This is a genomic window from Streptomyces sp. NBC_00448, from assembly GCF_036014115.1.
Taxonomy (GTDB): Bacteria; Actinomycetota; Actinomycetes; order Streptomycetales; family Streptomycetaceae; genus Actinacidiphila.
The window spans coordinates 267,921-294,675 of the sequence record NZ_CP107913.1 but is presented as its reverse complement, the minus strand read 5'-3'; the positions used below and the strand labels follow the sequence as shown (position 1 = coordinate 294,675).

Here is a 26,755-nt window from a genome sequence, read left to right as displayed (position 1 = left end):
CGAGCAGACCGGGCAGGCACAGCCATGGACGACCGCACCCCCACCCCCGGCGGCACCGCGCGCCGCATCGCGCTGACCACGCTGGCCACGGTGCTGATCGCCCTGGGGATCACCCTGATCGGCAACGGCGCGCGGTCGCGGACCCCGCCGCCGCAGCCGGGCGCCGCGCAGGCGTTCGGGGCAAGGTCCGGGGCCCGCGGCGCCACCGGCTCCCCGACACCCACGGCCGCGCCGCCCCCGCCGCTGCCCCCGTCGGCGCCGACGACCGTACGCATCCCCGCGATCCACGTGGCCGCACCGATGACCGGCCTCGGCCTGGAGCGCGACGGCAGGCTCGAAGCGCCGCCGGACGGCGACCGGAACCTGGCCGGCTGGTACCGCGACGGCACCGCGCCCGGCGCCGTCGGCACGGCGATCGTGGCCGGCCATGTCGACACCGAGCAGGGCAAGGCCGTCTTCTACGACCTCGGGGCGCTGCGAAGGGGCGCCACGGTCGAGATCGGGCGGGCCGACGGGCGTACCGCGGTCTTCACCGTCGACGCCGTCGAGGTCTACCGCGCCGCCGCCTTCCCGGACCGCGAGGTCTACGGCAACTCCGCGCGCCCCGAACTGCGCCTGATCACCTGCGGCGGCGGGTTCGACAAGAAGCGCCAGGAGTACGAGGGCAACGTCGTGGCCTACGCCCACCTCACCGGCACCCGCCCCTGATCCAGCGGGCGACGTCCGGGTCAGGACGGCCCGGGTCGGCCCGGTGATCCGGGTGGTCCGGGTCGGCCCCATTCAGGCGGCCAGGTGGTCAGGTGGTCAGGGGCGAGGCGAAGTGCCGGAAGCCCTCGCGGGTGTGGTGCAGGGACCACAGGGTGTCGGCCAGGATCTCGGGGTCGTTGTGCGGGTCACCCGGGGTGATCGCGCCGGGGATGATCAGCTGGGCGGCGTGGATGCCGGCGTCCGCGAGGGTGTCGTGCAGGAGTTGGGCGTAGACGCTCTCGGCGGCGAAGGCGATGGAGGTGCCGGCGCGCTCGGGGAGCGGCTGGACGGCGCTGCCGCCGTTGACGAACAGCAGGGTGCCGCGGCCGAGTTCGCGCATGCCCGGCAGCACCTGCCCGACGGCCGTCGCGGGACCGTAGACCGAGAACTCGACCGGCCCGACCAGGTCGGCGGCCGTCGTCTCCAGGATGGGCTTCATGAAGTCCCGGTGCGGGACCGGGCTGTACTGGAGCACCTCGATGGTGCCGAGCGCGGCCGCGGCGGCGTCGAGCGCGGTGGTCAGCGCCTTCGGGTCGCGCACGTCGGCGGCGAAGCCCCGCGCGGTCACCCCCTCCCCGCCGAGCTCCGCGGCGAGGGCGTCCGCGTGCTCCTGGGCGCGCGAGATGACGGCGACGTCGAAGCCCTCGCGGCCGAACCGGCGTGCGACGGCGGCTCCGAGACCGGGGCCGGCTCCGATGATGGCGATGGTGGTCACGGCTTCTCCAGGCGGTGTGGGGTGCGGGTGCGGTTCGTACGGTACGGACCTGCCGGCGGTAACGGTGGGAGTGACCGGCGGCGGGAACTCTGCGCCGGGAGCCAGCGGTCAGGGGCGCGGGCGGACCGCGAGCGTGGTGGCCCGCGCCTGCTCCGACACCATCGCTGCGACGTACGGCCCGGAGGAGCCGTACTTGCCGCGGTAGGCGGCGTCCACCCGGTCGTTGAGCGTCGGGTCGTCGACCTCCGCGAAGGCGACGTCGCGCTCCACCCCGCCGGCGCTGATCCGGCCTGGCCGGCCCGGGCGGCGCGCCACCAGCTGCCCTGCCGGCCGCGGTAGGCCCGCACGTACAGCTCGTCGCCGTCGCGGACCACCCAGATCGTCGTGGGTGCGCGCCGGGTGCCGTTCGTGCGTGCGGGCGCGATCGCCAACTCGTCGGCCTCCCCGATCCTTTGGAGTTCGTCGTGCGGCCAGCTCGTCATGGCGTCGGCTCCTTCTCGGTCGGCGTGGGATGCGGGTACGGATGCGGGTGCGGGGGCTGTACGGGGTCGGGTGCGGTCAGGGGAGCAGCAGCGTCTTGACGGCGCGCCGTTCGTCCATCGCGCGGTAGCCCTCGGCGACCTGGTCCAGCGGCAGGGTGAGGTCGAAGACCTTGCCGGGGTCGATCCGGCCGGACAGCACCCGCTCGATCAGGTCGGGCAGGAACGCGCGGACCGGGGCGGGGCCGCCGCGCATGGCGACGTGGGAGAAGAAGAACTCGGTGCCGTCGACGGCGACGCCGTGCGGGACGCCGACGAAGCCGACGTTGCCGCCGGGGCGGGTGGAGCGCAGGGCCTGCTGCATCGACTGCTGCGTGCCGACGCACTCCAGGACGGCGTCGGCGCCGATGCCGCCGGTCATCTCCTTGATCCGGGCCACGCCCTCGTCGCCGCGTTCGGCGACGATGTCGGTGGCGCCGAACCCGGTGGCGAGCTTCTGCCGGGCCGCGTGCCGGCTCATGGCGATGATCCGCTCCGCGCCGAGCTCCTTCGCGGCGATCACCGCGCACAGGCCGACCGCGCCGTCACCGACGACCGCGACCGTCTGCCCGGGCCTGACCTGCGCGGCCACGGCCGCGTACCAGCCGGTGCCCATGACGTCGGAGCAGGCCAGCAGGCTCGGCACGAACGCGTCGTCGGGCAGCTCGGGGGTGGCGACGAGGGTGCCGTCGGCCAGCGGTATGCGCACGTACTCGGCCTGGGAGCCGATGGCGCCGACGGGCACCCGGTGCAGGCAGTTGCTCTGGTAGCCGTTGAGGCAGTTCGGGCAGGTGTTGTCCGAGGCGAAGAACGACCCGACCACGAACTGGCCCGGCTTGACCAGCTCGACGTCGGCGCCGACCTGCTCGACGACACCGACGTACTCGTGGCCCATCGGGGTCGGCCCGGTGACGGGGTTGACGCCGCGGTAGTCCCACAGGTCCGACCCGCACACGCAGGTGGCGACGGTGCGGATGACCGCGTCGGTCGGCTCGACGATCGTCGGGTCGTCGCGCCGTTCCAGGCGCACGTCACCGGGGGAGTGGATGACGGCTCCACGCATGATGATCTACCCTGCCTTCTTGATCGTTTCGGGGTTGCGTTTCGGGGGTTGCGGAGGGGGCGCGGCGAGGGAGCCGCGGGGGCCGGTCGCCCACTCAGGCGCGGGTACCCGCGCGGGGCCCGGCGTACTCGGCGTCGCTGACGTGTTCCAGCCAGTCGACGTCGTCGGTCTCCCACAGTGCGAGGTGCACCATGAACCGGTCGGGGGCGGCACCGTGCCAGTGCTCCTCGCCCGGGCGGGGTCCAGACCACGTCCCCGGGACGCGCCTGGAGGATCTCACCGCCCCGGGACTGGATCAGCGCGATGCCCTCGACGATGTAGAGGGTCTGGCCCAGGCCGTGGGAGTGCCAGGCGGTCCGCGCGCCGGGCGCGAACCGCACCGTGTTCGCGCGCACCCGGGAGGGTTCCTCGCCGCGGTGGACCACATCGGCCCACGCGTCGCCGGTGAACCACTTCCCGGGAAGCTTGGCGGTGGGGGGTGCGGCGAGCAGTTCCATACGACGGTTCTCCCTGCGGGTTTTCAAGTGCGGGTGCGGATTGGGCGCGGCTACGGGCGCTGCCTGCGGTACGGGGACGGGCCCCGCACCGGCGCGCGCCCGTTCAGGCGGTGTCCTCGACGAGGGCGTGCAACCGGTTCGCCGCGGTCATCGCGGCCGGCCAGCCGGCGTAGAACGCCAAATGGGACAGCGCCTCGCCCAGCTCCTCGCGGGTGAGCCCGTTGTCCCTCGCCAGCTTCAGGTGGAAGCCGAGCTGCTCGGTGCGGTACAGCGCGGCCAGCACGCTCACCGTGACCAGGCTGCGGTCGCGCGCGGACAGGCCGGGCCGCTCCCACACGTCGCCGAAGAGCACCTCGTCGGTCAGCTCCACCAGCTTCGGCGCCACCGAGTCCAAGTGCCGGGGTGCGGTCTGTCCTGCCATCGCGTCTCCTCGCGTCGAAAGGTCGATCGGTCGAAAGGTCGTCCCGGCGTCGGAGCGCCGCCGGGACAGGTTCCCCGTACGGGTCCTCCGTGGTGCCGCCGTAGGGCGTCCGTGCGGTGCCCGCCGGGTCGCCGGACCGCTTCACCATCGAGGTAACCGCAGGTCATGCCGGTGAGGAAGGACCTGCTGTTCCAGGTAATGACAGAACCCCTCAGCCGCCGCGGGCCGGCCGTAGCCTGGAGGGCATGGACAGCAGGACCAGCGGGGCCGGCCGGAGCGACGTCAAGGAGTTCCTGGCCACGCGCCGCGCGAGGATCACCCCCCAGCAGGCCGGGCTGCCCGCGTACGGAGGCAACCGGCGGGTGCCGGGACTGCGCCGCGAGGAGGTCGCCCTGCTCGCCGGGGTCAGCGTCGACTACTACGTCCGGCTGGAGCGCGGCAACCTCGCCGGTGTCTCCGACAGCGTCCTGGACGCGATCGCCCGGGCCCTGCAACTCGACGAAGCCGAGCGCTCCCACCTGCACGACCTCGCCCGCGCCGCCGGTACCGGCCCGCGCCGCGGCACCCACCCGGCCCGCCGCCAGGTCCGCCCCACCATGCTGCGGGTCCTGCACTCCATGACCGGCACCCCGGCCTTCATCCGCAACGGCCGGCTGGACATCCTCGCCGCCAACACCCTCGGCCGCGCCCTGTACGCACCGCTGTTCGACGCACCGCAGCGGCCGGTCAACACCGCCCGTTTCCAGTTCCTCCACCCCGACGGGCCCGACTTCTTCCCCGACTGGGACACCTCCGTCTCCACACCACCGTCGCCCTGCTGCGCACCGAGGCCGGCCGCGATCCGTACGACCGGCACCTCACCGACCTGATCGGTGAACTCGTCACCCGCAGCGAGGAGTTCCGCACCGCCTGGGCCAAGCACAACGTGCGCCTGCACCACACCGGCACCAAGCGCTTCCACCACCCCGTCGTCGGCGACCTCACCCTCGACTTCGAGGCCATGGAACTGCCCGCCGACCCCGGCCTGACCCTCACCAGCTACAGCGCCGCCCCCGGCACCCCCTCCGCCGACGGCCTGACCCTCCTGGCCACCTGGGCCGCCACCGAACCGGCGGCCCGAACCGAGCAGACCGCGCCCTGACGCGCCCGCGGCCGTCAGCCGCCGCAACAGTCACCGCCGGTTCGGGCGCCTTCGGAAAACCTGGTGCGCCCCGTGCCCGCGTTCGCCAGGCTCGGGGCCATGAGCCCGAGGATCACCCGCATCAACCCCGACCGGCTCCACCCGACCCCCGTCTACCACCACATCACCGTGGTCGAGGCCGGCCGCACCGCCCACCTCGCCGGGCAGTGCCCGCTCGACCCCGACGGTGTGCTGGTCGGTCCGGGATCGCTCGACGCCCAGATCGACCAGGTCGCCGCGAACGCGCTGGCCGCCCTGGCCGCCGTCGGCGCGGAACCTGACGACGTCGTACGCTCCGTCATCTACGTGTGCACCGACGTCACCGAGGTCCTGGGTGCGGCCTGGCGGCGACTCACCGCTTCGGCGATCGGCCCGGCGTTCACCACCGCGAGCACCCTGCTCGGCGTCAACCGGCTCGGTTTCACCGGGCAGTTGGTCGAGGTCGATCTGACAGCGGCGCTGCCGTGACCCGCGGTACGTTCACGGGATGAAGCCCGAGGTGCGGATCTGGTGCATGCGCCACGCCGAGTCGGAGAACGTCACCAGCGGCACCGCCGGAGCCGTGCCGAGCGTGCCGCTGACGGCCCGAGGCCGCGGTCAAGCCGCCGCGGCGGGCCGCGTGTTGGCCGCCGAACGCCCGGTGGCGATCTACACGAGCACCGCGCTGCGGGCCCGCCAGAGCGGCGAGATAGCCGCCCAGGGCGCGGGCGTGAGCGCCGCCCCGCGGGCGCTGCCCGCCCTGACCGAGGTCGGCATCGGCGCCCTGGAGGGTTCGCGAGATCCCGCCGTCCACCAGCTCACCGCCCAGGTGCTGCACGCGTGGGTGGTCGAGCGGGACCTGGAGCCGCGGGTCGCGGACGGCGAGAGCGGGCACGACGTCCTCGCGCGTACGACCGGCGCGTTCCACGACATCGCCCGCGCGCACCCGGGCGGCACCGTCGCCGTCGTCGGGCACGTCGCCTCCCTGACGGTGGCCCTGAGCCACCTGTGCGGCCTCGGCGGCGCGGTCTGGGGCGCCCCGCTGCCGCACGCGGAACCGTTCCTCGTCAGGTACGACCACGAGCGCCGCGCCTGGCACTGCCCCGCGTGGCCGTGAGGCGGCGCGCCCCGATCGAGGCCGGGCGGCGTTGTCGGTGCCGTGTGGTTGCCTGGGGAGCGGAGGCAGAAGCGGCCTCGGCGGACCGGAAGCGGGAGCGTACGCGATGGCGGAGCGGAACCGGGTCACACCGCTGGGCGACATCGCGGCATTCCCGCTGCGCGGAGCCTGGACGGGGAACCGGGGAATCCTGCACGAGGGCCACCGGGTGGTCCGCTTCCACGCGAGCGACGCCTGGCTGACCTGCGCCCTGGACTTCCGGGGGCGGTGGAACCCGCAGTGGCGGCCGCACCACTACACGTACCTGTACTTCCACGACGAAGCGGTCGCGCTGGCCGCCGGGCACCGCCCCTGCGCGGAGTGCCGCCGCGCGGACTACACGGCGTACCGCGACGCCTGGAGCCGCGCGCTGTCCGTGCCCGTGCCGTCCGCGCGCGCGATCAACAGCCGGTTGCACGCCGAGCGGCTGCACCGCGGCACCCACCGCCGCCGCCTGCACGCACTGCCGTGGTCCGGCCTGCCCGACGGCGTGTTCGCCCTCCTCGACGACGGCACCCCGGCGCTGCTGAAGGGCGACGCGCTGGTGGAGTGGAGCCCCGACGGCTACGGGCGCCGGCGCCGCGTGCCGTCGCTCGGCGCGGCCACCGTCATCACGCCGCCCTCCTCCGTGGCCGCGCTGCGCGCGGGGTACCGCGCCCAGATCGACGCCTCGGCCGGGCGATCCTGACACCGGGTGCGGGTCGGGCGCCGGACAGCGGGGCCCGAGACACCGGGCACCCGGTCCCGGCGCGACCGGGCATGGCGCGGCCGGGCCGTCACGCGGCCTACGGCTCCTCGCCTACTGCTCCTCCCGGTCGGCGAGCACCTCGTCGAGCGAGCGGCGGTGCTCGGCGGCCAGCGCGGGGTTGCTGTCGTGGTGCTCCGCGATGCTGATCAGGGACTTCCAGACCAGCCAGCCACGGGCCCTGGCCCAGGTGTCGCGGTCCTGGCCGACCGCCGCGCGGAACGCCGCCCTGCTACGGCCGCGGAACATCGTCCACGCGACGACGAGATCACACGCCGGATCGCCGACCCCGCAGGTGCCGAAGTCGATGACCGCGGCCAGCCGGCCGTCCCTGACCAGCAGGTTGCCGTGGGCGATGTCGCCGTGGAACCACACCGGCGGCCCCTGCCACCGGCTGGTCAGCGCCTCGTCCCACAGCCGCTCGGCCCGCTCGGTGTCGACCCGGCCGCGCAGCGCGGACAGCACCCGGCGCGTCTCGTCGTCGTAGTACGCGGGCGGCGCGCCGCGATGGAAGCTGTGCGCGCCGGCCGCCGGGCCCCCGGTGGCGTCGATCTGCTGCAGGGCACGGAGGAACCCGCCCAGTTCGACGGCGAACCCGGTCAGGTCGCCGATCCGTTCGGGCCGCGCGGTCCGGCCCTCCAGCCAGCTGCGCACCGACCACGGGTACGGGTAGCCGCAGCCCGGCTCGCCCCTCGCGAGCAGGGGTGGTACCGGAACCGGCAGCTGCGGCCCGAGGACCGGCAGCCACCGGTTCTCCTTGTCCACCGCGGGGACGTAGCCCTCGGCGGTCGGCAGCCGCACCGTCATCCTGTCGCCGAGGCGGTACGTCCGGTTGTCCCACCCGTCGACTGCCACCGGGGTCACCGGCAACCCGGACCACCGCGGGAACTGCTCGGCGATCAGCCGCCGCACGAGCGCCGCGTCGATCCCGGCCCGGCCGTCGTCGCCGGGCGCGTCGTCGCCGGGTCGGTCGCCGCCTTCGCCGGGGGAGCCGCCCCGTACGTTCTCGATCATCCAGGGATCGTGGACGTGGCGCCCGTGCCTGCGCAACGGCTTTTCCGCCGGCCGCCGCTGCCATCCTGGACCGTGACCGGCAGGACGGGGACCGGCAGGACGGGGACCGTCAGGACCGGGACCGTAGGACCGGGACCGTCAGGACGGGGTGCGGGTCTCCGCGACCCGGGTCACGGCGAGGACCGCCATGTCGTCGTGGCGGGTGTGCCCCGTCCACCGGTCGACGTCCTCGGTGAGCGCGTCGACCAGGTCCCGCGGCTCGTCGAAGCGGTGGCCGGCCAGTGCCGAGCGGCACGGATCGTAGAAGACGCCCTTGCGGTTGCGTGCCTCGGTGACGCCGTCGGTCACGAACAGCACCGTCCCGCCGGGTGGCAGGTGCCAGGAGTCGGCGGGGTGGGCGGTGCCGTCGTCGGACACCGGCGACAGCCCCATGCCCAGTGGATACGCGGGCGCGGCAGGCAGTAGCGGCTCGAACGACCCGTCGCTGATCAGATACGGCGGCGGGTGGCCGCGGTTGACCACGTAGAGCGTCCGGCCGTCGGGGGTCACCTCGGCGAGCAGCGCCGTCGTGAACTCCTCGGTCGGGTGGTTGAAACTCTCCCGGGCGGCGTTCCGCGCCAGCGCCTCGTCCATCCGGCGGGCCAGCTCCGGCAGGTCCGGCGCGTGCTCCGCCTCCTGCCGGAACGCGCCGATCGCCACGGACACCGCTCCGACCGCCTGCATCCCCTTGCCGCGCACGTCCCCGATCATCATCCGCACGCCGAACGGCGTCTCCTGCACGGCGAACAGGTCCCCGCCGATCCGCGCCTCCGCCTGCGCCGCGGTGTACGTCGACGCGACCGCCAGCGGTCCGGCCCGGGCCGGAGGCTGCGGGAGCACCGCGCGCTGCGCCGCCTCCGCGACGGCCGTGGCCCGGGCGAGGTCGCTCACCTGCCGGCCCATCAGCACGTTGACCACCAGTGCCAGCACTCCCACCACGCCGACCACCGCCAGGTCGACCAGGCTCGACAGCCACGCCCGGTCCTGGTCGAAGTCCAGCCCGATCGACGCGGCGGAGGCGAGCACCGCGAACACCACACTCGTACGGAACGACAGCGTGGCCGCGGCGACGAGCGGAGCCGCGGCCAGCAGCGGCAGCCCCACATACGGTTCCGGCCCGAACACGTCGAGCAGCGAGCCCGACACCAGCGCCAGCGTGGCGAGCGTCCCGGGCACTCCGGGTGCCCTCCACCATCCGGCCCGCACTCCCATCGCCCGTGCTCCTTGTGGCGCCTGGTTGCCGGGCGCCGCCGCGGCCGCCCCCAGTGCCCGCCGCGGGCACCTGCTCATCCACCGTAGCCCCTGGTGACAGCCCCGCAAGCCCGGCGCCACGCACCCAGGCTCGTCCCCTTGCCCCGAGGGTGCCTCCGCCCGCGGGGCCGGGGGACGGACGGGGCCGGGCGCGGCCCCCGCCGAAGTGGGGGACGCGCCCGGTTCGTTCACCGCCGCTTCAGGCGGCGGGGTGACTGATCACCTCATCCGCTCATCCACTCATCCGCCGAAGCTGATCGCGAAGAGGTGGACGGTTCCCGACGCGCCGGTCACGGGGAGCGTCACCGACGCCACCGTCTTCGTCGCGTCCAGGGGCACCTTCACCGAGAAGACGTACGCCTTGACGTTGTCCTTGCCGCCGCTGCCGGTGTTGCGGTAATCGGTGGTGATCGCGGTGGTGTTGCCCGGCACCGGCTTGCTGCCGGCGCCGTTGAGCGTCCAGTCGGAGAACGTCACCGTCGCCTTGGCGGTCGTGCCGTCGGTGTAGGTGACGGTCAGCGCGCCGGGGACGCCGCTGCCGTCGGTCGGAGCGTTGGTCGCCGACCCCAGCAGTCCGAGGTACGCGCCCGACGTGCCCGCCGGCTGCGGCAGCGTCTGGCCCGCCACCTCCAGGTTGTCCGGCTGTCCCGAGGCGATCGCGGGCCAGGTGTAGTCGAGGCCGTCGGCGCTGACCTTCGCGCCGCCGGTCGCCCCGGCGGCGGCCAGCGCGTTCTGCGAGTACGCCCAGCCGCCGTCGTCGAACCCGCCGGAGAAGTGCGTGGCGTCCGGGTAGATGCCCTCGTTCGTCTCGTACGGCCACAGCTCGCCGGGCTTGGCGACCGCCACCCCCAGGGTCGCGCTCGCCAGCGCCGCGCCGCCGCTGTGGTCGGTCACCGCGAAGGCCACCGCGTACGCGCCTTCGGTGTCACCCGCGGTCACCTGCACCTTCGCCTCGGCGCTGCCCGACGGCGGCACCGTCAGCGAGCCCGAGGAGGTGCCGAGCGTCACTCCCGACGGCGCGGTGGCCGCCCAGTCGGCGGTGACCGCCTTGCTGCCGAGGTTGGTCAGCCGCAAGGTGGCCTCCCCTGAGCCCCCGGGCGCGACGATCAGCCCGTCGCTGCTCGGGCCGGTCGCCGCCAGCACCCGCCCGCCGCCGGTGGCGTCGGACGGCGGAACCGCGTCGGCCGCCGAAGCCCACGACGTGTTCGGCACCGTGTTGAGGCTGTAGTCGAGCGTGCCCGCCTTCTCGAACTGGCCGAAGGTCAGCCAGGAGTCGTTCCACGCCTTGCCCTTGACGTCCAGCGACTGGACGTACGGCGCGTTCGTCGCGGCCTGCGGGGCGTTGATCGCGACCTGCTTGCCGTTGCCGAGGGTGACCTTCGCGACCGGGAAGACCGGACTGCCCAGCACCAGCGTGTCGGTGCCTGGCGTCTCCGGGTACATCCCCAGCGACGACCAGACGTACCACGAACTCATCGCGCCCAGGTCGTCGTTGCCGAACGACCCGACCGGAGCGTTGAAGTACAGGTCCTGCTGCGCCTCGCGCACCGCCGCCTGGGTCTTCCACGGCTGTCCCAGGTAGTTGTACTCCCAGGGGATCTCCAGGCTCGGCTCGTTGCTCAGGTCGGCGTTGGTGCCCGACGGATCGGCGATGTCGCTCAACAGGCTGTCCAGGTACGACCCGTAGGCCGCCGTGCCACCGCGGGCGGTGATCAACTGCTGGAGGTCGAACGGCACCATCGGGGTGTACTGCGCCGAAGTGCCCTCCACGAAGCCGTTCGAGGTGCCCGGCGTGAAGCCGCCGGCGAACTGCCCGTCGGAGTTCTTCGCCTGCATGTAGCCCGTCTGCGGGTTGAAGACGTTCATCCAGTCCTGCGCGCGGGTCGCGAACTTCTTGTAGTCCGCGGTCTTGCCCAGCGACTTCGCGAAGGACGCCAGCGCGTAGTCCGCGCTGTCGTACTCCAGTTGGGTCGAGACCGGGCCGTAGAAGTTGCAGCAGGAGTACGTGCCGTCCAGCGGCAGGTAGCCCTTCGCGTCGCGCACCGCCTCGCCCGGGCGGTCCTGGTTCGGCGCGGTCGCCTCGTGCTCCATCGCCGACAGGGCGTGCGCGGTGTCGAAGTTGCGCACCCCGAACGCGTAGGCGTCGGAGATGATCGAGGTGGCCGGGTCGCCGACCATGACGTAGCTCTCGCCGTTGTTCGACGCCCACTTGGGCAGCAGGCCGGTCTGGTCGTAGCCGTTGAGCATCGAGGTGACGATGTCACCGGTCTGCTTCGGCGCGACCATCGAGATCAGCTGCGTCTGGGAGCGATAGGTGTCCCAGCCCGAGTAGTTGGCGTACTGGGCCTTCTGACCCTTGGTCAGTTTGTGGACCTGGTCGTCCATGCCCATGTACTGGCCGTTGTCGTCCGAGAACACGTTCGGGTGCAGCAGCGCGTGGTAGAGCGCGGTGTAGAACTGCACCTGCTGGTCGTGGCTGCCACCGCCGATCCGCACCTTGTCCAGCACGTCGTTCCACGCGGTGTGGTTGGCCTTGCGCATGGCGTCGAAGTTCCAGCCCTTGACCTCGGTCGACAGGTTGGACTTCGCGTTGCCGTCGCTGGTGTACGAGATGCCGACGGCCGCCGTCACGGCGGCCTTCTTCGCCGTGTCGAACGTGAGGTACATGCCGTTGGCGCCGGTCACCGGCGGGCCCGCCGTCGCGGACGTGGCCGCGGACGAACTCTTCGGGCTCGCGGTGGAGTTGTCCGGGCTCGCGGAGGGCGAGGCGCCGCCGCTGGGGTGGATCTTCGGCGATGCGCTGCCCGGCACCGTGAAGTGCTGCTCGTGCAGCGGGGTGTTGGAGTGCGTGGCGAGCTTCTGCTGCGGCCGGCCCTCGCTGAGCTTGGTGGCGTCGGGGTTGATGGTGCTGCCGACCCAGGTTCCGCTCGCGGTGAAGGGCTGGTCGAACTTGATGTCGAAGTGCAGCGTGTAGCGGTTGGCCGCGCCGCAGAAGTGCCCGCTGTCCACCGACCCGCTCACCTCGCGGTCGCCGACCACCTGCACCCGGGTGCCGTCCACCTGCGAGGCGCCGCTGCTCAGCTTGAGCAGCAGGTTCGACTGCGTGCCGGCCGGGAAGGTGAACCGGCCCAGGCCCGCGCGCGTGGTGTCGGTCAGCTCGGTCTTGACCCCGGCGGAGTCGGTGACGCCGTAGTAGCCCACGCCGGTCTGCTCGTCGTCGTGGCTGAACTGCGAGGACAGGTTCGAGAGGTTCCCCGACAGCGCGCCGGTGACCGGCAGGATCGGCACGTCGCCGGCGACGTCGCAGCCGGGCCCGGAGATGTGCGTCAGGCTGTAGCCCGAGATCTTGCTGTCCTTGTACTCGTAGCCGCCGCCCTGCGTCCGGTCAGGGGTGGTGTCCGGCCCCCACTGCATCATGCCGAACGGCATGTCGGGCCCGGGGAAGGTGTTGACGGCGCCCGAGGTGCCGATCAGCGGATTGATCAACGCGGCCGGGTCCGCGACGAGTTGCGGCCCCGACGCCGCGTCGGCGCCGGTGAGGGACTGGATCGGGAGCGCTGCGATGCCCAACAGGGACACCACGGCGAGGCGTTGACGGAATCTGCTGCTGAAACGGGCCCGGTCGGGGCGCCGTTGTCTGACCATCGGTTGCCTCCGCGATTCGTGCGTCACACATGGGTGTGCCAGGGACGGGTGGCGTCCTCGATCGACAGCGGCGTCGTACGGCTCACGGACTGACAACGTTGCCAATCTGCACGAGGCATGAGTAGAGCGCGGACCCTGAGGGCCTGTCAATGACCCAGGAGGAGTCTTCACTCCCGTCGCTCCCACCCCGCGCACCTCCCCAGGCGTGTCGCGACCGCCCGCCGGAGGGTCCGCCGACGGTTTCGGCGGAGGTCACCTCGCGTGTCGCGTCGGCGCGGGGGAGCGGGACCTCCGGTGGGGCACCGCCCGCCGAGGGGCCGACCGCGCGGCAGGACCGTCGTGGCGCGGGGTCCACCCGCGACCCGCTGCGGTGTGGCCGAGCCGACCGGCGCCGGGCCCGACGAACCGACGCGGTGGGACGAGAGCTGTGCGGATCGCGGGGCGACCGCCTGCTGCTCCATCCCTGTGGTCATCGAGGAAGGGGCGGCTCCCAAAGCGGTGGATTGTGAAGTGTTCCGGTCGGTAGGCTTCCCGCCTGCCGATCAAGAAGCCGAGGGACGCTCATGGGCTCAGAGGGACACGTCAACGCTGCGCGGAGCAAGGTCTTCGGTGAGGTGGCCGAGCTCTACGATGCCGCCCGCCCCGGCTACTCGCCCGCGATGGTCACGGAGGTACTGGCGTACGCGGCTCTCGGGGACCGTGCGGCTGTGGAGGTCGGAGCGGGTACCGGGAAGGCCACCGTGCCGTTCGCCGCGCTGGGGATTCCGCTGGTGTGCGTCGAGCCCGACGCCCGCATGGCCGAGGTCCTGCGACGCAACACCGCCGGCTGTCCGAACGTCCGGGTCGAGGTCGGCGACTTCGAGCGGTGGCAACCGGGCGGGCGACACTACGGGTTGCTGTTCGCCGCCTCCGCCTGGAACTTTCTGGACCGAGACCGGCGCTGGGACCTGGTCCACGCCGCGCTCGCCCCCGGCGGTTCCGTGGCGCTGATCAGAAACCCTCACGGGATACACGACCCCGGACTGCGTGCCGAACTCGCCGGCATCGGGGACCGTCACGGCATCACCGGTTCACCGCACCGCTTCCTGGCTTCCGACCTCTCCGGCGACGAGCCCGGGAACTGGGACCAGGCCTGGCCGGATACCGAATGCCGCCGGGACGGCCGCTTCACCGACCTGCGATCGGTCCGATTCCGGCAGGATTTGCGGTACGACACCGACCGCTACCTCGGCCACCTCGCCTCGCTGTCCGCCTATCGCATCCTGCCCCACGACCATCGCCGGCAGGCACTCGCCGAGGCCGGACGCCTGCTCGACGCCCACGGCGGCGGAATCGACGTACTCCAGGTCACCGACGTCTTCCTCGCCCGCGCCCTTTGAACTACGAGGCGTTCGGGAGCGGTCGGCCGCCGGGAGCCGATGACCGGGGACTGGAAGATCGGGCGGCTCGCCAGGTAGTACGGGGCGACGTCGCGGCGGGCGGGGCAGGCTGGGCCCTGCGGCGGGTGAGGCGCAGCCGGGTCCCCAGTGGGTGAGCCCCCGTTCGACGCGGAGCACAACGCGGGATCAGCTGCCGGCCTCGTCGAACTGCTGCGGTGACCGCGTGCCAGCGGTCTCGCGCGCATTTACCTCCGAGGGAATTGGTTCGACGTCGTGGCTGCCGCAGACTCCGAGTCATGACCAGTTACCAGATCCATACCGCCGACACCGCGTCCGAAGCCGCGAAGGAGCCGCTGACGGTCTTGCAGGGGGCATTCGGGTTCGTGCCGGCCGCGGCCGGGCTCATGGCGAACTCGCCGGCGTTGTTGAACACCTTCTTCTCCGCGTTCGGGCACTTCCGGGGCGGCGGAACGTTCGGCCCGGACGAACGGCAGGTCCTGCTGCTGTCCAACGCGGTCGCCAACGGCAGCGAATGGGCGGTCGCGTTCCACACGCTGGAGGCGCTCGCGGACGGGGTCGAACCGGCGGTGGTCGAGGCCCTGCGCCGCGGCGATCTGCCCACCGACCCGCGGATGGCGGCGCTGTCGGCGCTCACTCGCGCGTTCATCGACAAGCGGGGCCGGCTCGACGAGGCGGACGTGGCGGCGTTCACGGTGGCCGGCTTCACCGAGGGGCAACTGTTCGAAGTGATCACCGGGGTGGCGATCTCCACGATGACGAACTACACCGCGAACGTGGCCCGGCCACCGCTGGAGGTGGCGGTGCAGCCGCACGCGTGGACTGCGGGATACTCGAGCGGTGTCTGACGTCGGTCACCTGCTGAAACACTGGAGGAGCGCCCGGCGGTTGAGCCAGCTGGCCCTGGCCGCCGAGGCCGCGGTGTCGGTCCGCCATCTGTGTTTCCTCGAGACCGGCCGTGCGAACCCCAGCCGGGCCATGGTCCTGAAGCTCGCCGAGGTGCTCGACGTACCCTTGCGCGAACGCAACACCCTGCTGCTCAAGGCCGGGTTCGCGCCCGAGTACCCGGAGTCCGAACTGGACGCGCCGTCGCTCGCCGCCGTCCGAGACGCGCTCGACACCATCCTGACGCAGCAGGAGCCCTTCCCGGCTCTGGTGATGGACCGGAGCTGGAACATCCGGCACACGAACGCCGCCGCTCGCCGCTTCTTCGCTTTCCTCCAGGACGGGCAGGCGAAGACAGGTCCCGGACCGGCGAACGTGCTGCGCCGGATGTTCCACCCCGACGGCGTCCGCCGGCACGTGACGAACTGGCCGGACGTCGCCGAGGCGCTGGTCCGGCGCGCGCGCCGGGAGGCGATCGGGGGTGTCACCGACGAGCGTGCCCAGCGGATTCTCGACGAGGTGCTGGACTACCCCGGGGTGCCGGCCTCCCTGCGGTCGCTCGACGCGGCCACGCCGGTGCTGCCGATCGTGCCGATCCGGTACGCGCGCGGTGGCCGGCGGTTCGACTTCTTCTCCACCGTGACGACGCTCGGGACACCGCAGGACGTGACGCTGCAGGAGTTGCGCATCGAGTGCTTCTTCCCGATGAACGACGAAACCCGGTCCCACGCGCGCCAACTCGCTGAGGCAGCGCAGCCCTGACCCGAGCGGCGCTGGAGCAGCCCTCGACGTCTGGACGTGAAGAGCTTCGACGAGAAGGACTGGGGTCGGTGACCGGCGTACCTCGGCGACCGTGCGGGCAACGTGCTTGTGAGCGTTGGGCGCACGGTCGCCGTCTTCGACGACCACGCAGCAGGCGCAAGCCGAAACGAAGGGAGCGGGCCGTGCAGGAGCAACCGCTGATCGTGGTGATGGTGTCGGACGACCCGCGCTGCCGGCCGGTGCTGCGGATGGCGGCGGCGATGGCCTGCCGATACGAGGGGATGGTGCTGCCGGTGCACATCAGACGGGAGTTCGTGCTGGTGGGCACGCCCGGATTCATTCCGTATCAGGAACCGGGCGCCCACGAGGCGGCCCACGCACGGGTTGCCGCGCAGGTCCGGGAACTGGCCGGACCCCTTTCGGAGTTACGGCTGCGCCAGCTGCACGGCGATCCTGCCGCCGGCCTGGCCCGTATCGCCCGGGAGGTGCGGGCCGACCTCATCATGGTCGCTCACCCGCCGTCGTGGCGGGGAGTACTGGCGCGCCGCATGGTCCGCAGATTGCTGCGCAAGTGCCGGGTCCCCGTAGTCGCGGTACCGGTGGCCGACCGGGAACACACCACGCTGCGGCGGCTGCGTCTGGCAGTGGGGCTTGAGCACCAGTCCACATCCGCGGATCGGGAACTGACCCGGTTACTGTCCGCCGGGGGGCACGGCAGGTCGGACGGTTCCAGGCGGCGGCATGGGAGTTGAGCGACATCGCGCCCGTTCCGCGGAGCAACCGATGCGACCGTTGACGCTGGCTTGGGTCAGCCGGCACTTGGAGGTCGGCGAGCGGATCGTCGGGAGCGAGGTGTTGCACGGCGGTATCACCGCCGAGGTGCGGAAGTTGACTGTCGGCGCGCGGGACGGGCGTAGCCGTGACCTGGTGCTGCGGACCTTCGTGGACGTGGAGGACGCGGAGGACTGGTTGGACCGGGAGTCCGTCGCGTTGACCCTGCTCGTGGGGACCGGTGTGCCGGCGCCCGGGCTGGTCGCGGTCGATGCGACTGCCGCGTACTGCGAGTTTCCGTCGCTCCTCATGACGTGTCTGCCGGGCCGGACGGTCCTGGATGACGAGGGAGTGGAGCGGCGCGTTTCTCTGCTGGCCCGTCAACTCGTGGCGATCCATGCGGTACGCCCGGTCGAGCGGGTGCGGGGGTATGTGGCGTTGACGACCGCCGATACGGTCGTGGTTCCGGAGGGAGCCGAAGCGGCGGTGTGGGCTGCGGCGGTCGACGTGATCCGCGGGCCGGCTCCGCGCTATGAAGGGCGGTTCCTGCACCGGGACTTCCAGCCCGGCAACGTGCTGTTCGACGCGCCGGTGTCAAGCCCGGCAGGGGTTCGGATCGCCGGTGTCGTCGATTGGGCCGGGGCCTGCTGGGGTCCGGCGGACCTCGATGTCGCGCATTGCTGTACCAATCTCGCGCTATTGCACGGTCCGGCGTGGGGGCTGAGGTTCGCTGCGGCGTACGAGGAGGCGGGTGGTGTGCTGGCCGCGGCTGCGAGTGAGCGGTTGTACTGGCTGGTCCGGGACGGGTTGGCGGCGTCGGAAGAGGTGCGGCAGGTCTCGCGGCCGTGGCGGGAGGCGGGGCAGACGGAGCTGACGACGCGAGCGGTGGAGGAACGGCTGGACGCGTATGTCACCACCCTGATGGACACGCTGGGCTGAGCCGACGCGGTCCGGGCCGCGGACGAGCACACGGCCGGGCCGGCCCCCTTCCGCCCGACAGCGGAGTCGTACGGCTCACGGACTGACAGCGTTGCCAATCTGCACGAGGCATGAGTCGAACGCGGACCCTGAGGGCGTGTCGATGACCCCTGAGCACTCTTCACTCCCGCCGCTCCCGCCACCCGCACCTCCCCAGGCGTGTCGCGGGCGCGGCGCGGGTGGGTGCGCCGGCGGCTTCGGTGGAGGTCACGTCGCGTGTCGGGTCGGTGCGGGGAGAGCGGGGCCTCCGGCGGGACGGTCGCCCGCCGAGGGCCGGTCCGGGCGTGCGAGGCGGAGCGGGGCCGTTGGGCCCGAGCCGACGTTGTGCTCTTCGGGCAGGGCGAGAACGTCGGGTTGGTCCATTCCCTGTACAAACGGGCAGTCCTGCCCTGTGCACACGGGCAGTCTTGCCTTCTCAGGATGGCCAGAGCCCGTGCGGATATGAATAATCACCTGCGGATGCCTGGCAACCGCAGGTGACGAGTGAGCGATGCCGCTCATCCTCCGCAGAGCAACAGAGGAGATATTCCGTGAAGAAGATCGCCAAACGGCTGTTACTGCCAATGTTGACAGCGCTCGCCGTTGGGGCTTCGCTCACCTTCGGTGCTACGGGTGCGTCCGCCATCAGCCCGGTGAACTGCGGTCCGAGCGACTACCTGACGGTTGACTGGCACGGCTGGGGGGACGGTGGCGAAGCGTGCTTCGCCAACGCCGGACAGATCGACTACTTCCCCGGCTCCAGCTTCGTCACCCGGATTTCGACAGGCAACAACCTCGTGCAGTGGTACGGGGACGGCCGGTGGCAGCCTCCCACGCCGATCGGCAAGAACACGGTCTTCACCTGGCCGAACAACCCGGGCGGGGTCAACATTACCTCCATCAGGATTCTCTGAGCTTGTTGTTCGACCTCCGTCCCTGGAAGGCCATGCGGGTGCCCGTTGGCTGCTGACGGTCGATGCGACGGCGGTGCGGCCTTGATGTGGTCATGTGCGGTGCCGAGACGCTGTTGATCATGCCAAGGCCGCGAGGGTGAGTCTGCCGCCCGACACCGCCGCACCTGGCGGCCGGCGAACGGATCGCCGCCGGTGGCGGTGTCCACGCGCGCGACCGGCTCGCGCGGACACCGTACGGGCGTCAGGGCTTCGCGTACTTCAGCGGCCGGACGTAGAAGTCCCCGCCGAGGGCCCACAGCCGGGTCTTCACCATGGTGATGCGCAGGGCGAAGAAGGCGCCCGGGTCCAACGAGCCGACGTCGGCGCCGCGCCAACTCACCTGATGCCAGCCGTCCGGCCCCTCGGTGAGCACGCTCCGGCCGGCCTCGAAGCCCGGCTGGACCACGGTTCCGTTCCGGTCCGTCAGCGCGACGGAGATCGAGCCGCCGTGCTCGATGTCGGCGAGCAGGCGCAGGTCCTCGCCGTCGAAGTCGACGATGCCCAGGGCGGGATTGGTCCGGTGGACGCCGTCGGCCGACTCGGCGTAGCTGCAGCCGGTGACCCGGCCCGCGGTCGAGTACGGCTTCCCGGCCCGCTGGTCGACGGGCGTGCTCGACGAGGACGGGTCCACGACGAACAGCGGGTAGTAACAGCGGTACCTGCGGTGCTCGGGGTCCCAGAAGACGTTCGGATAGCCGTTGTCGAATCGCGGCTCCCACGGCGGCGACGGGGTGTCGTACAGCCCCTCGCCGAACTGGGGGTTGTTCGCCGTGTCCTTGACGAACGTCCCACCGCTCCTACGCGCCGTGGCACCTGCTGCGCCACCACCTCCCCGACCTCGTCGCCGAGGGCACCGAACTCGCCACCATCCTCCGGGCATGGGGCGACGGCCGCCGGCTCGAGGGCGTGCCGTCCGAGATCGGCGCGATCATCGACCGCCACGGCCGGCACGCCCTCGTGCTGGACGACTTCCACCGCCGGCTGCTCGACGGGAGCAAGCGCACCCCGTTCCCCGCCGCCGAGGTCGGGCGGGCGCTCGCCGGCGGGCGGGCGCCGCGGGAGGCACCGCGCGCCCGTTGACCCCGCCGGCGCGGGCAGCCCCGGAGTCACTCGCCCGGCGCCGTCAGGGCGTAGTGCAGCGTCGCGTAGTGCTTCCTGCGGTGCACGAACGGCACCAGGACCCCGTGCAGGAAGGGGTACTTGAGCGCGAGGGACTTCGCGGCGCGGTCGGCCTCCTCCCCGGTGACCAGGGTGGCCCGCGCCTCGACCGCCGGGCCGGTGGGCCTGCCCCGAAAGGTGGACGGCGCGATCTCGACCCGCGGGTTGTTCCGCAGCCGCTTGACCTTCCACGCGGCGTCGTAGGTGCGGAAGAAGGCCCGCTCCCCGTCGACCACGATGTTCACCGGCGTGCCGACGGGCGTGCCGTCCTTCTTGTACGTGGTCAGCAGGATCGTCTTCTGCCGGACGAAGGGTTCGAACGGGGTACGGGTGTTCGTCATCGGATGCCTCCGCTGCTTCTCGCCCGCGGGTGTGCGGGCCTTGCGCAGGTACGACAGGGGCGGCGGTCCCGTTGTGACATCGGCCGGCACCGGTCGGCTCCGATCGGCGTGGGTGCCGTATCCGCGGGGGCGCGAAGCGCGTCGGCGCCCGCCCAGTGCTGCCGGGCGGGCGCCGACCGGACCGGACGTTTCACCGTGAGCGGTGGTCGGTCGCGGTCTGCTACCGGTCGTCGCGCTTGAGGGACTGCATGGAGCGGTCCTCGTGCTCGACGAGGTGCTCGTCACCACGGTCCTTGGTCTCGTCCGCCTCGTGGGCGCCGCTCTCCTTCGAGCGCCGCTCGGCCTCGGCGGCCTGCCGCGCTCGCTGATCCTTGTCGCTGGATTTGTCCATGTCGCTCACTTCCCGATGGGAGTGCGTACTCCACCACCGTATGACCGCGACGGGCCGCCCGCCCACCGCGGAATCGCGAAGGGCGCCCGGCCCTTCTCCAGCACGACGCGGAAGGTGCGCGGGCCTGCGGAATCACGGGTGAACCCGCGCGCGCCGACCCGGGCAAATCCGGGCGATTCGCCGTCGCGTGTCTACGATTTCCGAGGGGCCGGGATCACGGCTCCGGATGAACGTGGGCCGGGAGGTCGCGGGTGGACGTGTCGGGTCCTGCCATGGTGGGCCGCCGCGGGTTGCTGGGCGCGGCGGCCGCCCTTGCCGCCGGCGGTGCGGTGACAGGTCTTGCCGTACCCGCCGCAGCCGATGACGCCGCCGCCGTACCCACCCCCGCCGTACCCACCTCCGCGGGAGCCACCCGGGCAGAGCCGCCGGTGTCGATCCGGCCGGCGGATTCCCGCTACGCCAGCCTGCTGCGAGGCGACAACTGGCGCTTCGTGGGGACACCGGACGAGATCCGGGTGGTCGAGTCGACGGACCAGGTGGTGCGCGCGGTGTCGGACGCGGTGGGTTCCGGCCGCCGGATCGCGGTGCGCAGCGGCGGACACTGCTTCGAGGGCTTCAGCGCGGAGCCCGGGGTGCGTCTGCTCCTGGACCTCTCGCCCATGGACCAGGTCGGGTACGACCGCGACCGGGGCGCGTTCGAGATCCGGCCGGGGGCCACGCTGGGCCACGTCTACCGCACGCTCTTCACGCGCTACGGCGTGACCGTTCCCGGCGGCGGCTGCCCGCAGGTGGGGGCCGGCGGGCACGTGTGCGGCGGCGGATACGGGCCCCTTTCGCGGAGGTACGGCTCCGTGGTGGACCACCTCCACGGCGTGGAGGTGGTGGTCGTCGGCCGCGACGGCACCGTGCGTACGGTGACCGCCACCCGCGAACCGGACGATCCGCACCGCGACCTGTGGTGGGCGCACACCGGCGGCGGCGGAGGCAACTTCGGCGTCGTGACCAGGTACTGGATGCGCGCGCCGGGCGCCACCGGCACCGATCCCGCCCGGCTGCTGCCGGCCGCGCCCGCCAGGGTCCTGGAGTGCCTGGTCGTCTGGGCGTGGGACGAGCGGATGACCGAGAAGGCGTTCACCACACTGCTGCGCAACTTCGGGACGTGGCACGAGCGCAACAGCGCACCGGGCACACCGCAGGCGAATCTGTACGCGATCCTGCAAGCGGCGCACCGCAGCGCGGGCGACTTCCGGATGATCGTCCAGATCGACGCGGACACGCCGGGCGCGGACGACCTGGTGACGGACTTCGTGTCCGCCGTCACCGCGGGCACCGGGGTCGAGCCGGCGCTCGACGACCGCCGGACCATGCCGTGGCTGCACCCGATCACCTGGCCGGGCGCGGGCGAGGCCGGCGACGTGGTCAGCCGCAGGTACAAGATCAAGGCCGCCTACCTGCGCCGGTCGTTCACCGGCGGGCAGCTCGCGACGATCCACCGGCACCTGACGAACTCCACCGGGACCGCGGCCGGCAGCCTGGAACTGATCGGCTACGGCGGACAGGTCAACGCCGTCAGGCCCGGGGCGACCGCGGTGGCCCAGCGCGACTCGGTCATGAAGGCCGACTTCCACACCGTCTGGACCGACGAGACCGACGACGCGGCCTGCCTGGCCTGGGTCCGCGCCTTCTACCGCGACGTGTTCCGGGACACCGGCGGCGTCCCCGTACCCGGCACGGTCAGCGACGGCTCCTACATCAACTACCCGGACACCGACCTCGCCGACCCCGCCTGGAACACCTCCACGACGCCCTGGCACACCCTCTACTACAAGGCCGGCTACCCGCGCCTCCAGCAGGTGAAGTCCCGCTGGGACCCCCTCGACGTGTTCCACCATGCCCTCGCGATCCAGCCCGCCTCCTCCGCCCCCGAACCACCCCGACTCCGCAGGTGACCGCGCCGCCGCCTCAGCGCTCCGCGCGGGTGGAGGAGGGGGAGGCGCGGGGCGGTGCGGGGCGGGGTGGGGAAAACGGGTCGCCGGGCGGGGGCGGGCTCTGGGAGGGTGAAGGGGTGACAGGATCGTTCGTACCGGGACTCGCGCTCGCAGAGGCGTTCCACGCCGAGATCGTCGGGCCGCTGCTGGATTCCGCGCTGGGATCGGTGCCGTACTCCGCGGGCCTGATCGGCGCCGGCTCGGAGGTGCAGGGGTACGACACCGAGCGCTCCACCGACCACGCCTGGGGCCCGCGGGTGCAGGTCTTCCTCGGCGGCGAGGACTTCCGTGCCCGCGCCGCCGATCTCACCGCGCTGCTGGACCGCGAACTGCCCGAGGCGTTCGGCGGCCACCCGGTGCGCTGGGAGTTCCCGCCCGGGACGCCGGCCCGGCACCGGGTCGATGTCATCGACCTGGGCGCGTACTTCGCCGAGCAGCTCGGCGCGGACCCGGCCGGCGGTGTGCCGGTCTCCGCCTGGCTGACGACGCCGACTCAGACCCTGCGCGAACTCACCGCAGGCGCCGTCTTCCACGACGGGCTCGGCCGGCTCGCCGCGTACCGCGAGCAGCTCGCCTGGTACCCGGACGACGTGTGGCGCCACGTTCTCGCCTGCCAGTGGATGCGGCTGTCCCAGGAGGAGCCCTTCGTCGGCCGCTGCGGCGAGGTCGGCGACGAACTCGGCTCCGCGGTGGTGGCCGCCCGCCAGGTCCGCGACCTGATGCGGCTGTGCCTGCTGATGCACCGGGTCTACCCGCCCTACGGCAAGTGGCTGGGCACCGCCTTCGCCGCGCTGCCCCGCGCCGCCGACCTCACCCCGCACCTCACCGGCGCGCTGTCCGCCGGCACCTGGCGCGCCCGCGAGCGGCACCTCTCGCCCGCCTACGAGGCCGTCGCCGCGCTCCACAACGCCCTCGCCCTCACCGACCCGCTCGACCCCTCGGTGCGGCCCTTCCACGACCGCCCGTTCCTCGTGCTGGACGCCCACCGCTTCACGCACGCGCTCACCGCCACCATCGCCGACCCCGCCCTGCGCGCCCGGCCCCCGATCGGCGCCGTCGACCAGTACGTCGACAGCACCGAACTCACCGCGAGCCCGAACGCGGCCCTGCGCCACCGCCACGTCCCCTACGTCCCCTACGCACCGGCCGGCACCACGGGCACGACCCCGCCCACGACGTCCTGAGCCGGGCCGCGTCCTGGACCGCCCACTCGTCCGTACGCCCCGAGGCACCGCCAGGGCCGCCTCGCACCGGGCAGCGCGGACGTACTCCGCGCTGCCCGACGCCACCGCCCGCTAGAGACCCGCGTGGTCGGCCTTGACCTGGTCGCGGAGGAAGTACTCCTCGATCTCGGCGGGGATCGGCGGCACCTGGACCGCTCCGCCACCGCTCCGGATCGACTCCGTTCCCGCGATCCCCGCTGCCACCGACTGCCGGGCGGCGACCGGGGACGTCATGGTCGGGCCGCCCTCGACCGCGAATCGGATGAACTCGGAGATCAGCATCGGATCGGCCCCGCCGTGGCCGCCCTCGGCCGGAGGCACCTCGATGATCTCGTCGGCCTCTTCACGATAGGCGTCGGAACGCTTGTTCCAGAGCTTGATCGTGCTGCCCTCACCGTCGCCGAAGTTCTCCAGCCGGCCCTCGGTTCCGATGACCGTGTAGTTGCGCCAGTAGTCAGGCGTGAAGTGGCACTGCTGGTACGAGGCGAGCACGCCGTTGTGCAGCACGAGGTTCGCCATCGAGATGTCCTCGACGTCGATCTCCGGCGCCAACTCCCGCTGGGCGGTGGGCGGCCAGTTGTTCGTGTCGTACCAGTCCCACATCCGGCGCCCGGAGTTGTCCTGCCGATCGGTGATGTCGCCGTACACGCTCAACGACCCGATGGCCGACACGCTCGTCGAGTAGCCGCCGGCCAGCCAGTGGATGATGTCGATGTCGTGGGCGCCCTTCTGCAGCAGGAGCCCGGTGGACTTGGTCCGGTCGGCGTGCCAGTCCTTGAAGTAGAAGTCGCCGCCCGCGGAGACGAAGTGCCGGCACCAGACGGCCTTGACCTGGCCGATCCGGCCGGCCAGGATCGCGTCCCGCATGGCCTTGATCACCGGCATGTGCCGCATGTTGTGCCCGATGTAGAGCCGGGTCCCGGTGCGGTACGCCGTCTCCAGGATCAGGTCCGCGCTCTCGATGGTGATCGCCATCGGCTTTTCCAGGAACGTCGGCACCCCCGCCTCCAACGTCCGGACCGCATGCTCGGCGTGCAGGTAGTCGGGGGTCAGCACCATCACGGCGTCGAGATCGAGGGCCAGCAACTCGTCGATGTCGGCCATCACCTGGACGCCGTCGCCGATCTTCTCCACCGCGTCGGTGCGGCCGCGTTCGTCGCTGTCGCAGACGGCGACCACCCGCGAGCCGTTCCCCGGGTTGTGGGCGTAGCGCCACAGGCTCGACCTGAGGCCGAAACCGATGATGCCGATGCGTGCGTCCATGTGCGATGACTCCTCGTTGCATAGCTTGGTGACCGGAACGGCCACCGGGGTACGCGCCGGGTGCGGCGGCCGGTCGGTCGCCGCACCCGCGCGCTACGCGTCAGTTGCTGGTCTTGCAGGTGATCTGCGTGCGGTAGATCTGCATGTCGCCACCGGCGGAGTGCGGCTTCAGGCACGCGTCGTGCGCGATGTACATCACCTGGTAGTACAGGGGCTGGATGACCTGGTCGGCGAGGATCGAGTCCTCCGCGGCCCGCCAGTGCCGATCGGCGTCGGCCGGGCTCTTCGCCGCCCATGCCTTGGTGACCTCCGAGGACGCCGTCGCGTTGGTGTACTTCAGCCGGTAGTTGGCGTCGACCATGACGGAGGCCACCCACTCCGACGCGCTCGGGAACGACGAACCCCACAGGGCGATGCTCGGCCCGTCCAGGGCGTAGTTGTTGGTGTCCGCGCCGAGTGCGGCTGTCGGCCTGGGGCGCGGCTCGACGTTCAGCCCGATCCTCTTCGCCTCGTTGGAGATGGCCAGGGCCGCCGCGGCGAACGTGGTGTCCGACGAGTCGTAGAGCAGCGGGATGGTGCCCTTGAAGCCCGACCGTTCGAGCAGCTTCTTGGCACCGGCGGGGTCGAAGCCGCACGTCGAGCCGCATGCGTCCGCGCGGTAGGCGGACACCGAGTTCGGCATGAGCGAGCGGGCGGCCTGGCTGGAGCCGAGGAAGAGGTTCTTGGAGATGGCGTCCCGGTCGACGATCATCGAGAACGCCTCACGGACCTCCTTGGGGTACTTCTTGTCCAGGTAGGTCGGCCAGGTGACGTAGGTCTCCAGCGTGTTCTTGGCGATGGCTGTCAGGCCCTTGTCGCCGAGCGCGTTCTTGCCCTGGGCGACGAGGCCCGGGGGCAGGCTGCGCAGGACGTCGGTGTTGCCCGCGACCACGTCCTGGTAGGCGGTGTTGGGGTCGTTGTAGACCCGGAACGTGATCTTCTTCGCCGCGCCCTCGGGCATCCAGCCCTTGTAGTCCTTCCGCCGCTCCACCACCGCCTGGAACTGCGGGTTCAGCTTGGTGAGGACGTAGGGGCCGTTGGTGACGGGCTTCTTGTCGTAGGCGATCGGGTTCTTGAACGCCGACTCCGGCATGGGGCAGAAGGGCAGCGTGGCCAGCATGTAGGGCAGGTCGTTGTTCGGGCTGTCCATGGTCAGGGTGAAGGTGTCGTTGTCGATCACCTTCAGGCCCGACAGCGTGGTCCTCTTGGCCTTGCCCTTGGCCGGGTTCAGCTCCGGGTACCCCCGCACGTGCTCGAAGGCGTAGTTGCTGGCCATCGCGTGGGAGCCGAGTGCGGTGAAGTTGAACGAGTCGACCCATGTCCTCGCGGTGACCGGCGTGCCGTCGGAGAAGGTCCGGCCGGGGGCGACCTTGATCGTCCAGGTGACCTGGTCGGGGCTGCTGACGCTCTGGGCCCCGTCCATCCGGACCTTGCCGGCGTCGTCGATCCTGGTCAGCCCCTCACACAGGGCCATGCCGATCTGGCTGCTGGGGTTCTGCGGGCCGGTGATCCGGGCGATCGTCAACATCTGCACGGCGGTGATGGAACCCGAGCGGATGCCGTTGCCCGAGGTGCCGTTGAGGCTGCCGCAGCCGGTGAGAGCTGCCGAGGCGGCTAGGACCGTGACTGTGGCGACGACGGTGTTGGCGACTCTCAA

General features: G+C 72.0%; 24 protein-coding genes and 3 pseudogenes. 14 read left to right on the top strand and 13 right to left on the bottom strand.

The genetic code is table 11. The annotated features are described in order from the left end of the window. Positions 1-24: 24 nt before the first annotated feature. Positions 25-708: a class F sortase gene (locus OG370_RS01370; protein ID WP_328459683.1), complete on the top strand. Its 684-nt coding sequence runs from the start codon at positions 25-27 to the stop codon at positions 706-708. 88 nt (positions 709-796) lie between these two features. Here the strand turns inward: OG370_RS01370 and OG370_RS01365 are convergent, their stop codons facing one another. The 5 genes and pseudogenes from OG370_RS01365 to OG370_RS01345 form a co-directional block, all read right to left on the bottom strand. Next, positions 797-1,462 carry an SDR family NAD(P)-dependent oxidoreductase gene (locus OG370_RS01365; protein WP_328459681.1) on the bottom strand — a complete coding sequence of 222 codons (666 nt, stop codon included), beginning with the start codon at positions 1,460-1,462 and terminating at the stop codon, positions 797-799. Positions 1,463-1,570: 108 nt separating this feature from the next. Further along, positions 1,571-1,944, bottom strand: a pseudogene (locus OG370_RS01360) (DUF2255 family protein). A gap of 76 nt (positions 1,945-2,020) precedes the next feature. Beyond that, positions 2,021-3,043: a zinc-dependent alcohol dehydrogenase family protein gene (locus OG370_RS01355; RefSeq protein ID WP_328459679.1), complete on the bottom strand. Its 1,023-nt coding sequence runs from the start codon at positions 3,041-3,043 to the stop codon at positions 2,021-2,023. A gap of 287 nt (positions 3,044-3,330) precedes the next feature. Further along, a pseudogene (locus OG370_RS41390) lies at positions 3,331-3,540 on the bottom strand (cupin domain-containing protein); the annotation flags it as partial. Positions 3,541-3,643: 103 nt separating this feature from the next. Beyond that, entirely contained in the window at positions 3,644-3,961 is a 318-nt protein-coding gene (locus OG370_RS01345; RefSeq protein WP_328459677.1) for a carboxymuconolactone decarboxylase family protein, read from the bottom strand. Positions 3,962-4,206: 245 nt separating this feature from the next. Between OG370_RS01345 and OG370_RS01340 the strand changes: the two are divergent. From OG370_RS01340 to OG370_RS01325, 4 genes and pseudogenes are all read left to right on the top strand, one after another. Beyond that, a pseudogene (locus OG370_RS01340) lies at positions 4,207-5,102 on the top strand (helix-turn-helix domain-containing protein). A 99-nt stretch (positions 5,103-5,201) separates the two neighbouring features. After that, entirely contained in the window at positions 5,202-5,609 is a 408-nt protein-coding gene (locus tag OG370_RS01335; RefSeq protein ID WP_328459675.1) for a RidA family protein, read from the top strand. Positions 5,610-5,628: 19 nt separating this feature from the next. Next, on the top strand, positions 5,629-6,237 hold the full coding sequence (locus tag OG370_RS01330; protein ID WP_328459672.1) for a histidine phosphatase family protein: 609 nt from the start codon (positions 5,629-5,631) through the stop codon (positions 6,235-6,237). A 106-nt stretch (positions 6,238-6,343) separates the two neighbouring features. Then, positions 6,344-6,964 (top strand): hypothetical protein, encoded by a 621-nt coding sequence (locus tag OG370_RS01325; protein ID WP_328459670.1) that lies wholly within the window; start codon positions 6,344-6,346, stop codon positions 6,962-6,964. Between the two features lie 111 nt (positions 6,965-7,075). Here OG370_RS01325 and OG370_RS01320 read toward each other — a convergent pair whose 3' ends face one another. From OG370_RS01320 to OG370_RS01310, 3 genes are all read right to left on the bottom strand, one after another. Further along, on the bottom strand, positions 7,076-8,035 hold the full coding sequence (locus OG370_RS01320) for an aminoglycoside phosphotransferase family protein (RefSeq protein ID WP_328459668.1): 960 nt from the start codon (positions 8,033-8,035) through the stop codon (positions 7,076-7,078). Between the two features lie 138 nt (positions 8,036-8,173). Continuing rightward, the gene (locus OG370_RS01315; RefSeq protein WP_328459666.1) at positions 8,174-9,286 is read right to left on the bottom strand and encodes a PP2C family protein-serine/threonine phosphatase; all 1,113 of its coding nucleotides are present in this window, start codon (positions 9,284-9,286) and stop codon (positions 8,174-8,176) included. Positions 9,287-9,565: 279 nt separating this feature from the next. Then, the gene (locus OG370_RS01310; protein WP_328459664.1) at positions 9,566-12,970 is read right to left on the bottom strand and encodes a lectin; all 3,405 of its coding nucleotides are present in this window, start codon (positions 12,968-12,970) and stop codon (positions 9,566-9,568) included. Between the two features lie 563 nt (positions 12,971-13,533). Between OG370_RS01310 and OG370_RS01305 the strand changes: the two genes are divergently transcribed. From OG370_RS01305 to OG370_RS01280, 6 genes are all read left to right on the top strand, one after another. Further along, entirely contained in the window at positions 13,534-14,349 is an 816-nt protein-coding gene (locus tag OG370_RS01305) for a class I SAM-dependent methyltransferase (protein WP_328459662.1), read from the top strand. Positions 14,350-14,645: 296 nt separating this feature from the next. Further along, positions 14,646-15,215, top strand: a complete 570-nt coding sequence (locus tag OG370_RS01300) for a carboxymuconolactone decarboxylase family protein (RefSeq protein WP_328459660.1) — start codon at positions 14,646-14,648, stop codon at positions 15,213-15,215. Then, positions 15,208-16,014, top strand: a complete 807-nt coding sequence (locus tag OG370_RS01295; protein WP_328459658.1) for a helix-turn-helix domain-containing protein — start codon at positions 15,208-15,210, stop codon at positions 16,012-16,014. Before OG370_RS01300 ends, OG370_RS01295 begins: the two co-directional genes overlap by 8 nt. Before the next feature lie 182 nt (positions 16,015-16,196). Continuing rightward, positions 16,197-16,766, top strand: coding sequence for a universal stress protein (locus OG370_RS01290; RefSeq protein ID WP_328459656.1), 570 nt, complete (start codon positions 16,197-16,199; stop codon positions 16,764-16,766). A 31-nt stretch (positions 16,767-16,797) separates the two neighbouring features. Next, a complete protein-coding gene (locus OG370_RS01285) occupies positions 16,798-17,724 on the top strand; it encodes a phosphotransferase family protein (protein WP_328459654.1) in 927 nt (308 codons plus the stop codon). Positions 17,725-18,293: 569 nt separating this feature from the next. Beyond that, entirely contained in the window at positions 18,294-18,656 is a 363-nt protein-coding gene (locus OG370_RS01280; protein WP_328459652.1) for a beta/gamma crystallin domain-containing protein, read from the top strand. Between the two features lie 241 nt (positions 18,657-18,897). On the opposite strand, the gene OG370_RS01275 is transcribed toward OG370_RS01280, so the two are convergent. Continuing rightward, positions 18,898-19,575: a hypothetical protein gene (locus tag OG370_RS01275; protein ID WP_328459650.1), complete on the bottom strand. Its 678-nt coding sequence runs from the start codon at positions 19,573-19,575 to the stop codon at positions 18,898-18,900. A gap of 26 nt (positions 19,576-19,601) precedes the next feature. On the opposite strand from OG370_RS01275, the gene OG370_RS01270 reads away from it, so the two are divergent. After that, positions 19,602-19,775, top strand: a complete 174-nt coding sequence (locus tag OG370_RS01270; RefSeq protein ID WP_328459648.1) for a hypothetical protein — start codon at positions 19,602-19,604, stop codon at positions 19,773-19,775. A gap of 26 nt (positions 19,776-19,801) precedes the next feature. Here the strand turns inward: OG370_RS01270 and OG370_RS01265 are convergent, their stop codons facing one another. Then, on the bottom strand, positions 19,802-20,194 hold the full coding sequence (locus OG370_RS01265; RefSeq protein WP_328459646.1) for a PPOX class F420-dependent oxidoreductase: 393 nt from the start codon (positions 20,192-20,194) through the stop codon (positions 19,802-19,804). A gap of 220 nt (positions 20,195-20,414) precedes the next feature. Next, positions 20,415-20,585: a hypothetical protein gene (locus OG370_RS01260; protein ID WP_328459644.1), complete on the bottom strand. Its 171-nt coding sequence runs from the start codon at positions 20,583-20,585 to the stop codon at positions 20,415-20,417. A 272-nt stretch (positions 20,586-20,857) separates the two neighbouring features. Here OG370_RS01260 and OG370_RS01255 point away from each other — a divergent pair, with 272 nt between their 5' ends. Beyond that, a complete protein-coding gene (locus OG370_RS01255; RefSeq protein WP_328459642.1) occupies positions 20,858-22,534 on the top strand; it encodes an FAD-binding oxidoreductase in 1,677 nt (558 codons plus the stop codon). A gap of 116 nt (positions 22,535-22,650) precedes the next feature. Continuing rightward, positions 22,651-23,757, top strand: coding sequence for a DUF4037 domain-containing protein (locus OG370_RS01250; RefSeq protein WP_328459640.1), 1,107 nt, complete (start codon positions 22,651-22,653; stop codon positions 23,755-23,757). Positions 23,758-23,868: 111 nt separating this feature from the next. Here OG370_RS01250 and OG370_RS01245 read toward each other — a convergent pair whose 3' ends face one another. Together OG370_RS01245 and OG370_RS01240 are read right to left on the bottom strand one after the other, a co-directional pair. Continuing rightward, the gene (locus OG370_RS01245) at positions 23,869-25,059 is read right to left on the bottom strand and encodes a Gfo/Idh/MocA family protein (RefSeq protein WP_328459638.1); all 1,191 of its coding nucleotides are present in this window, start codon (positions 25,057-25,059) and stop codon (positions 23,869-23,871) included. A gap of 100 nt (positions 25,060-25,159) precedes the next feature. Further along, complete coding sequence (locus tag OG370_RS01240; protein WP_328459635.1) at positions 25,160-26,755, bottom strand: peptide ABC transporter substrate-binding protein; 1,596 nt, start codon at positions 26,753-26,755, stop codon at positions 25,160-25,162.

What these genes read in the sequence shown, in the direction of transcription:
- OG370_RS01370 (WP_328459683.1), top strand. Translation starts at nt 25, where the DNA reads ATGGACGACCGCACCCCCACCCCCGGCGGCACCGCGCGCCGCATCGCG.
- OG370_RS01355 (WP_328459679.1), bottom strand. Translation starts at nt 3,043, where the DNA reads ATGCGTGGAGCCGTCATCCACTCCCCCGGTGACGTGCGCCTGGAACGG.
- OG370_RS01345 (WP_328459677.1), bottom strand. Translation starts at nt 3,961, where the DNA reads ATGGCAGGACAGACCGCACCCCGGCACTTGGACTCGGTGGCGCCGAAG.
- OG370_RS01335 (WP_328459675.1), top strand. Translation starts at nt 5,202, where the DNA reads ATGAGCCCGAGGATCACCCGCATCAACCCCGACCGGCTCCACCCGACC.
- OG370_RS01330 (WP_328459672.1), top strand. Translation starts at nt 5,629, where the DNA reads ATGAAGCCCGAGGTGCGGATCTGGTGCATGCGCCACGCCGAGTCGGAG.
- OG370_RS01325 (WP_328459670.1), top strand. Translation starts at nt 6,344, where the DNA reads ATGGCGGAGCGGAACCGGGTCACACCGCTGGGCGACATCGCGGCATTC.
- OG370_RS01320 (WP_328459668.1), bottom strand. Translation starts at nt 8,035, where the DNA reads ATGATCGAGAACGTACGGGGCGGCTCCCCCGGCGAAGGCGGCGACCGA.
- OG370_RS01315 (WP_328459666.1), bottom strand. Translation starts at nt 9,286, where the DNA reads ATGGGAGTGCGGGCCGGATGGTGGAGGGCACCCGGAGTGCCCGGGACG.
- OG370_RS01310 (WP_328459664.1), bottom strand. Translation starts at nt 12,970, where the DNA reads ATGGTCAGACAACGGCGCCCCGACCGGGCCCGTTTCAGCAGCAGATTC.
- OG370_RS01305 (WP_328459662.1), top strand. Translation starts at nt 13,534, where the DNA reads ATGGGCTCAGAGGGACACGTCAACGCTGCGCGGAGCAAGGTCTTCGGT.
- OG370_RS01300 (WP_328459660.1), top strand. Translation starts at nt 14,646, where the DNA reads ATGACCAGTTACCAGATCCATACCGCCGACACCGCGTCCGAAGCCGCG.
- OG370_RS01285 (WP_328459654.1), top strand. Translation starts at nt 16,798, where the DNA reads ATGCGACCGTTGACGCTGGCTTGGGTCAGCCGGCACTTGGAGGTCGGC.
- OG370_RS01275 (WP_328459650.1), bottom strand. Translation starts at nt 19,575, where the DNA reads ATGCCCGGAGGATGGTGGCGAGTTCGGTGCCCTCGGCGACGAGGTCGG.
- OG370_RS01265 (WP_328459646.1), bottom strand. Translation starts at nt 20,194, where the DNA reads ATGACGAACACCCGTACCCCGTTCGAACCCTTCGTCCGGCAGAAGACG.
- OG370_RS01260 (WP_328459644.1), bottom strand. Translation starts at nt 20,585, where the DNA reads ATGGACAAATCCAGCGACAAGGATCAGCGAGCGCGGCAGGCCGCCGAG.
- OG370_RS01255 (WP_328459642.1), top strand. Translation starts at nt 20,858, where the DNA reads ATGGTGGGCCGCCGCGGGTTGCTGGGCGCGGCGGCCGCCCTTGCCGCC.
- OG370_RS01245 (WP_328459638.1), bottom strand. Translation starts at nt 25,059, where the DNA reads ATGGACGCACGCATCGGCATCATCGGTTTCGGCCTCAGGTCGAGCCTG.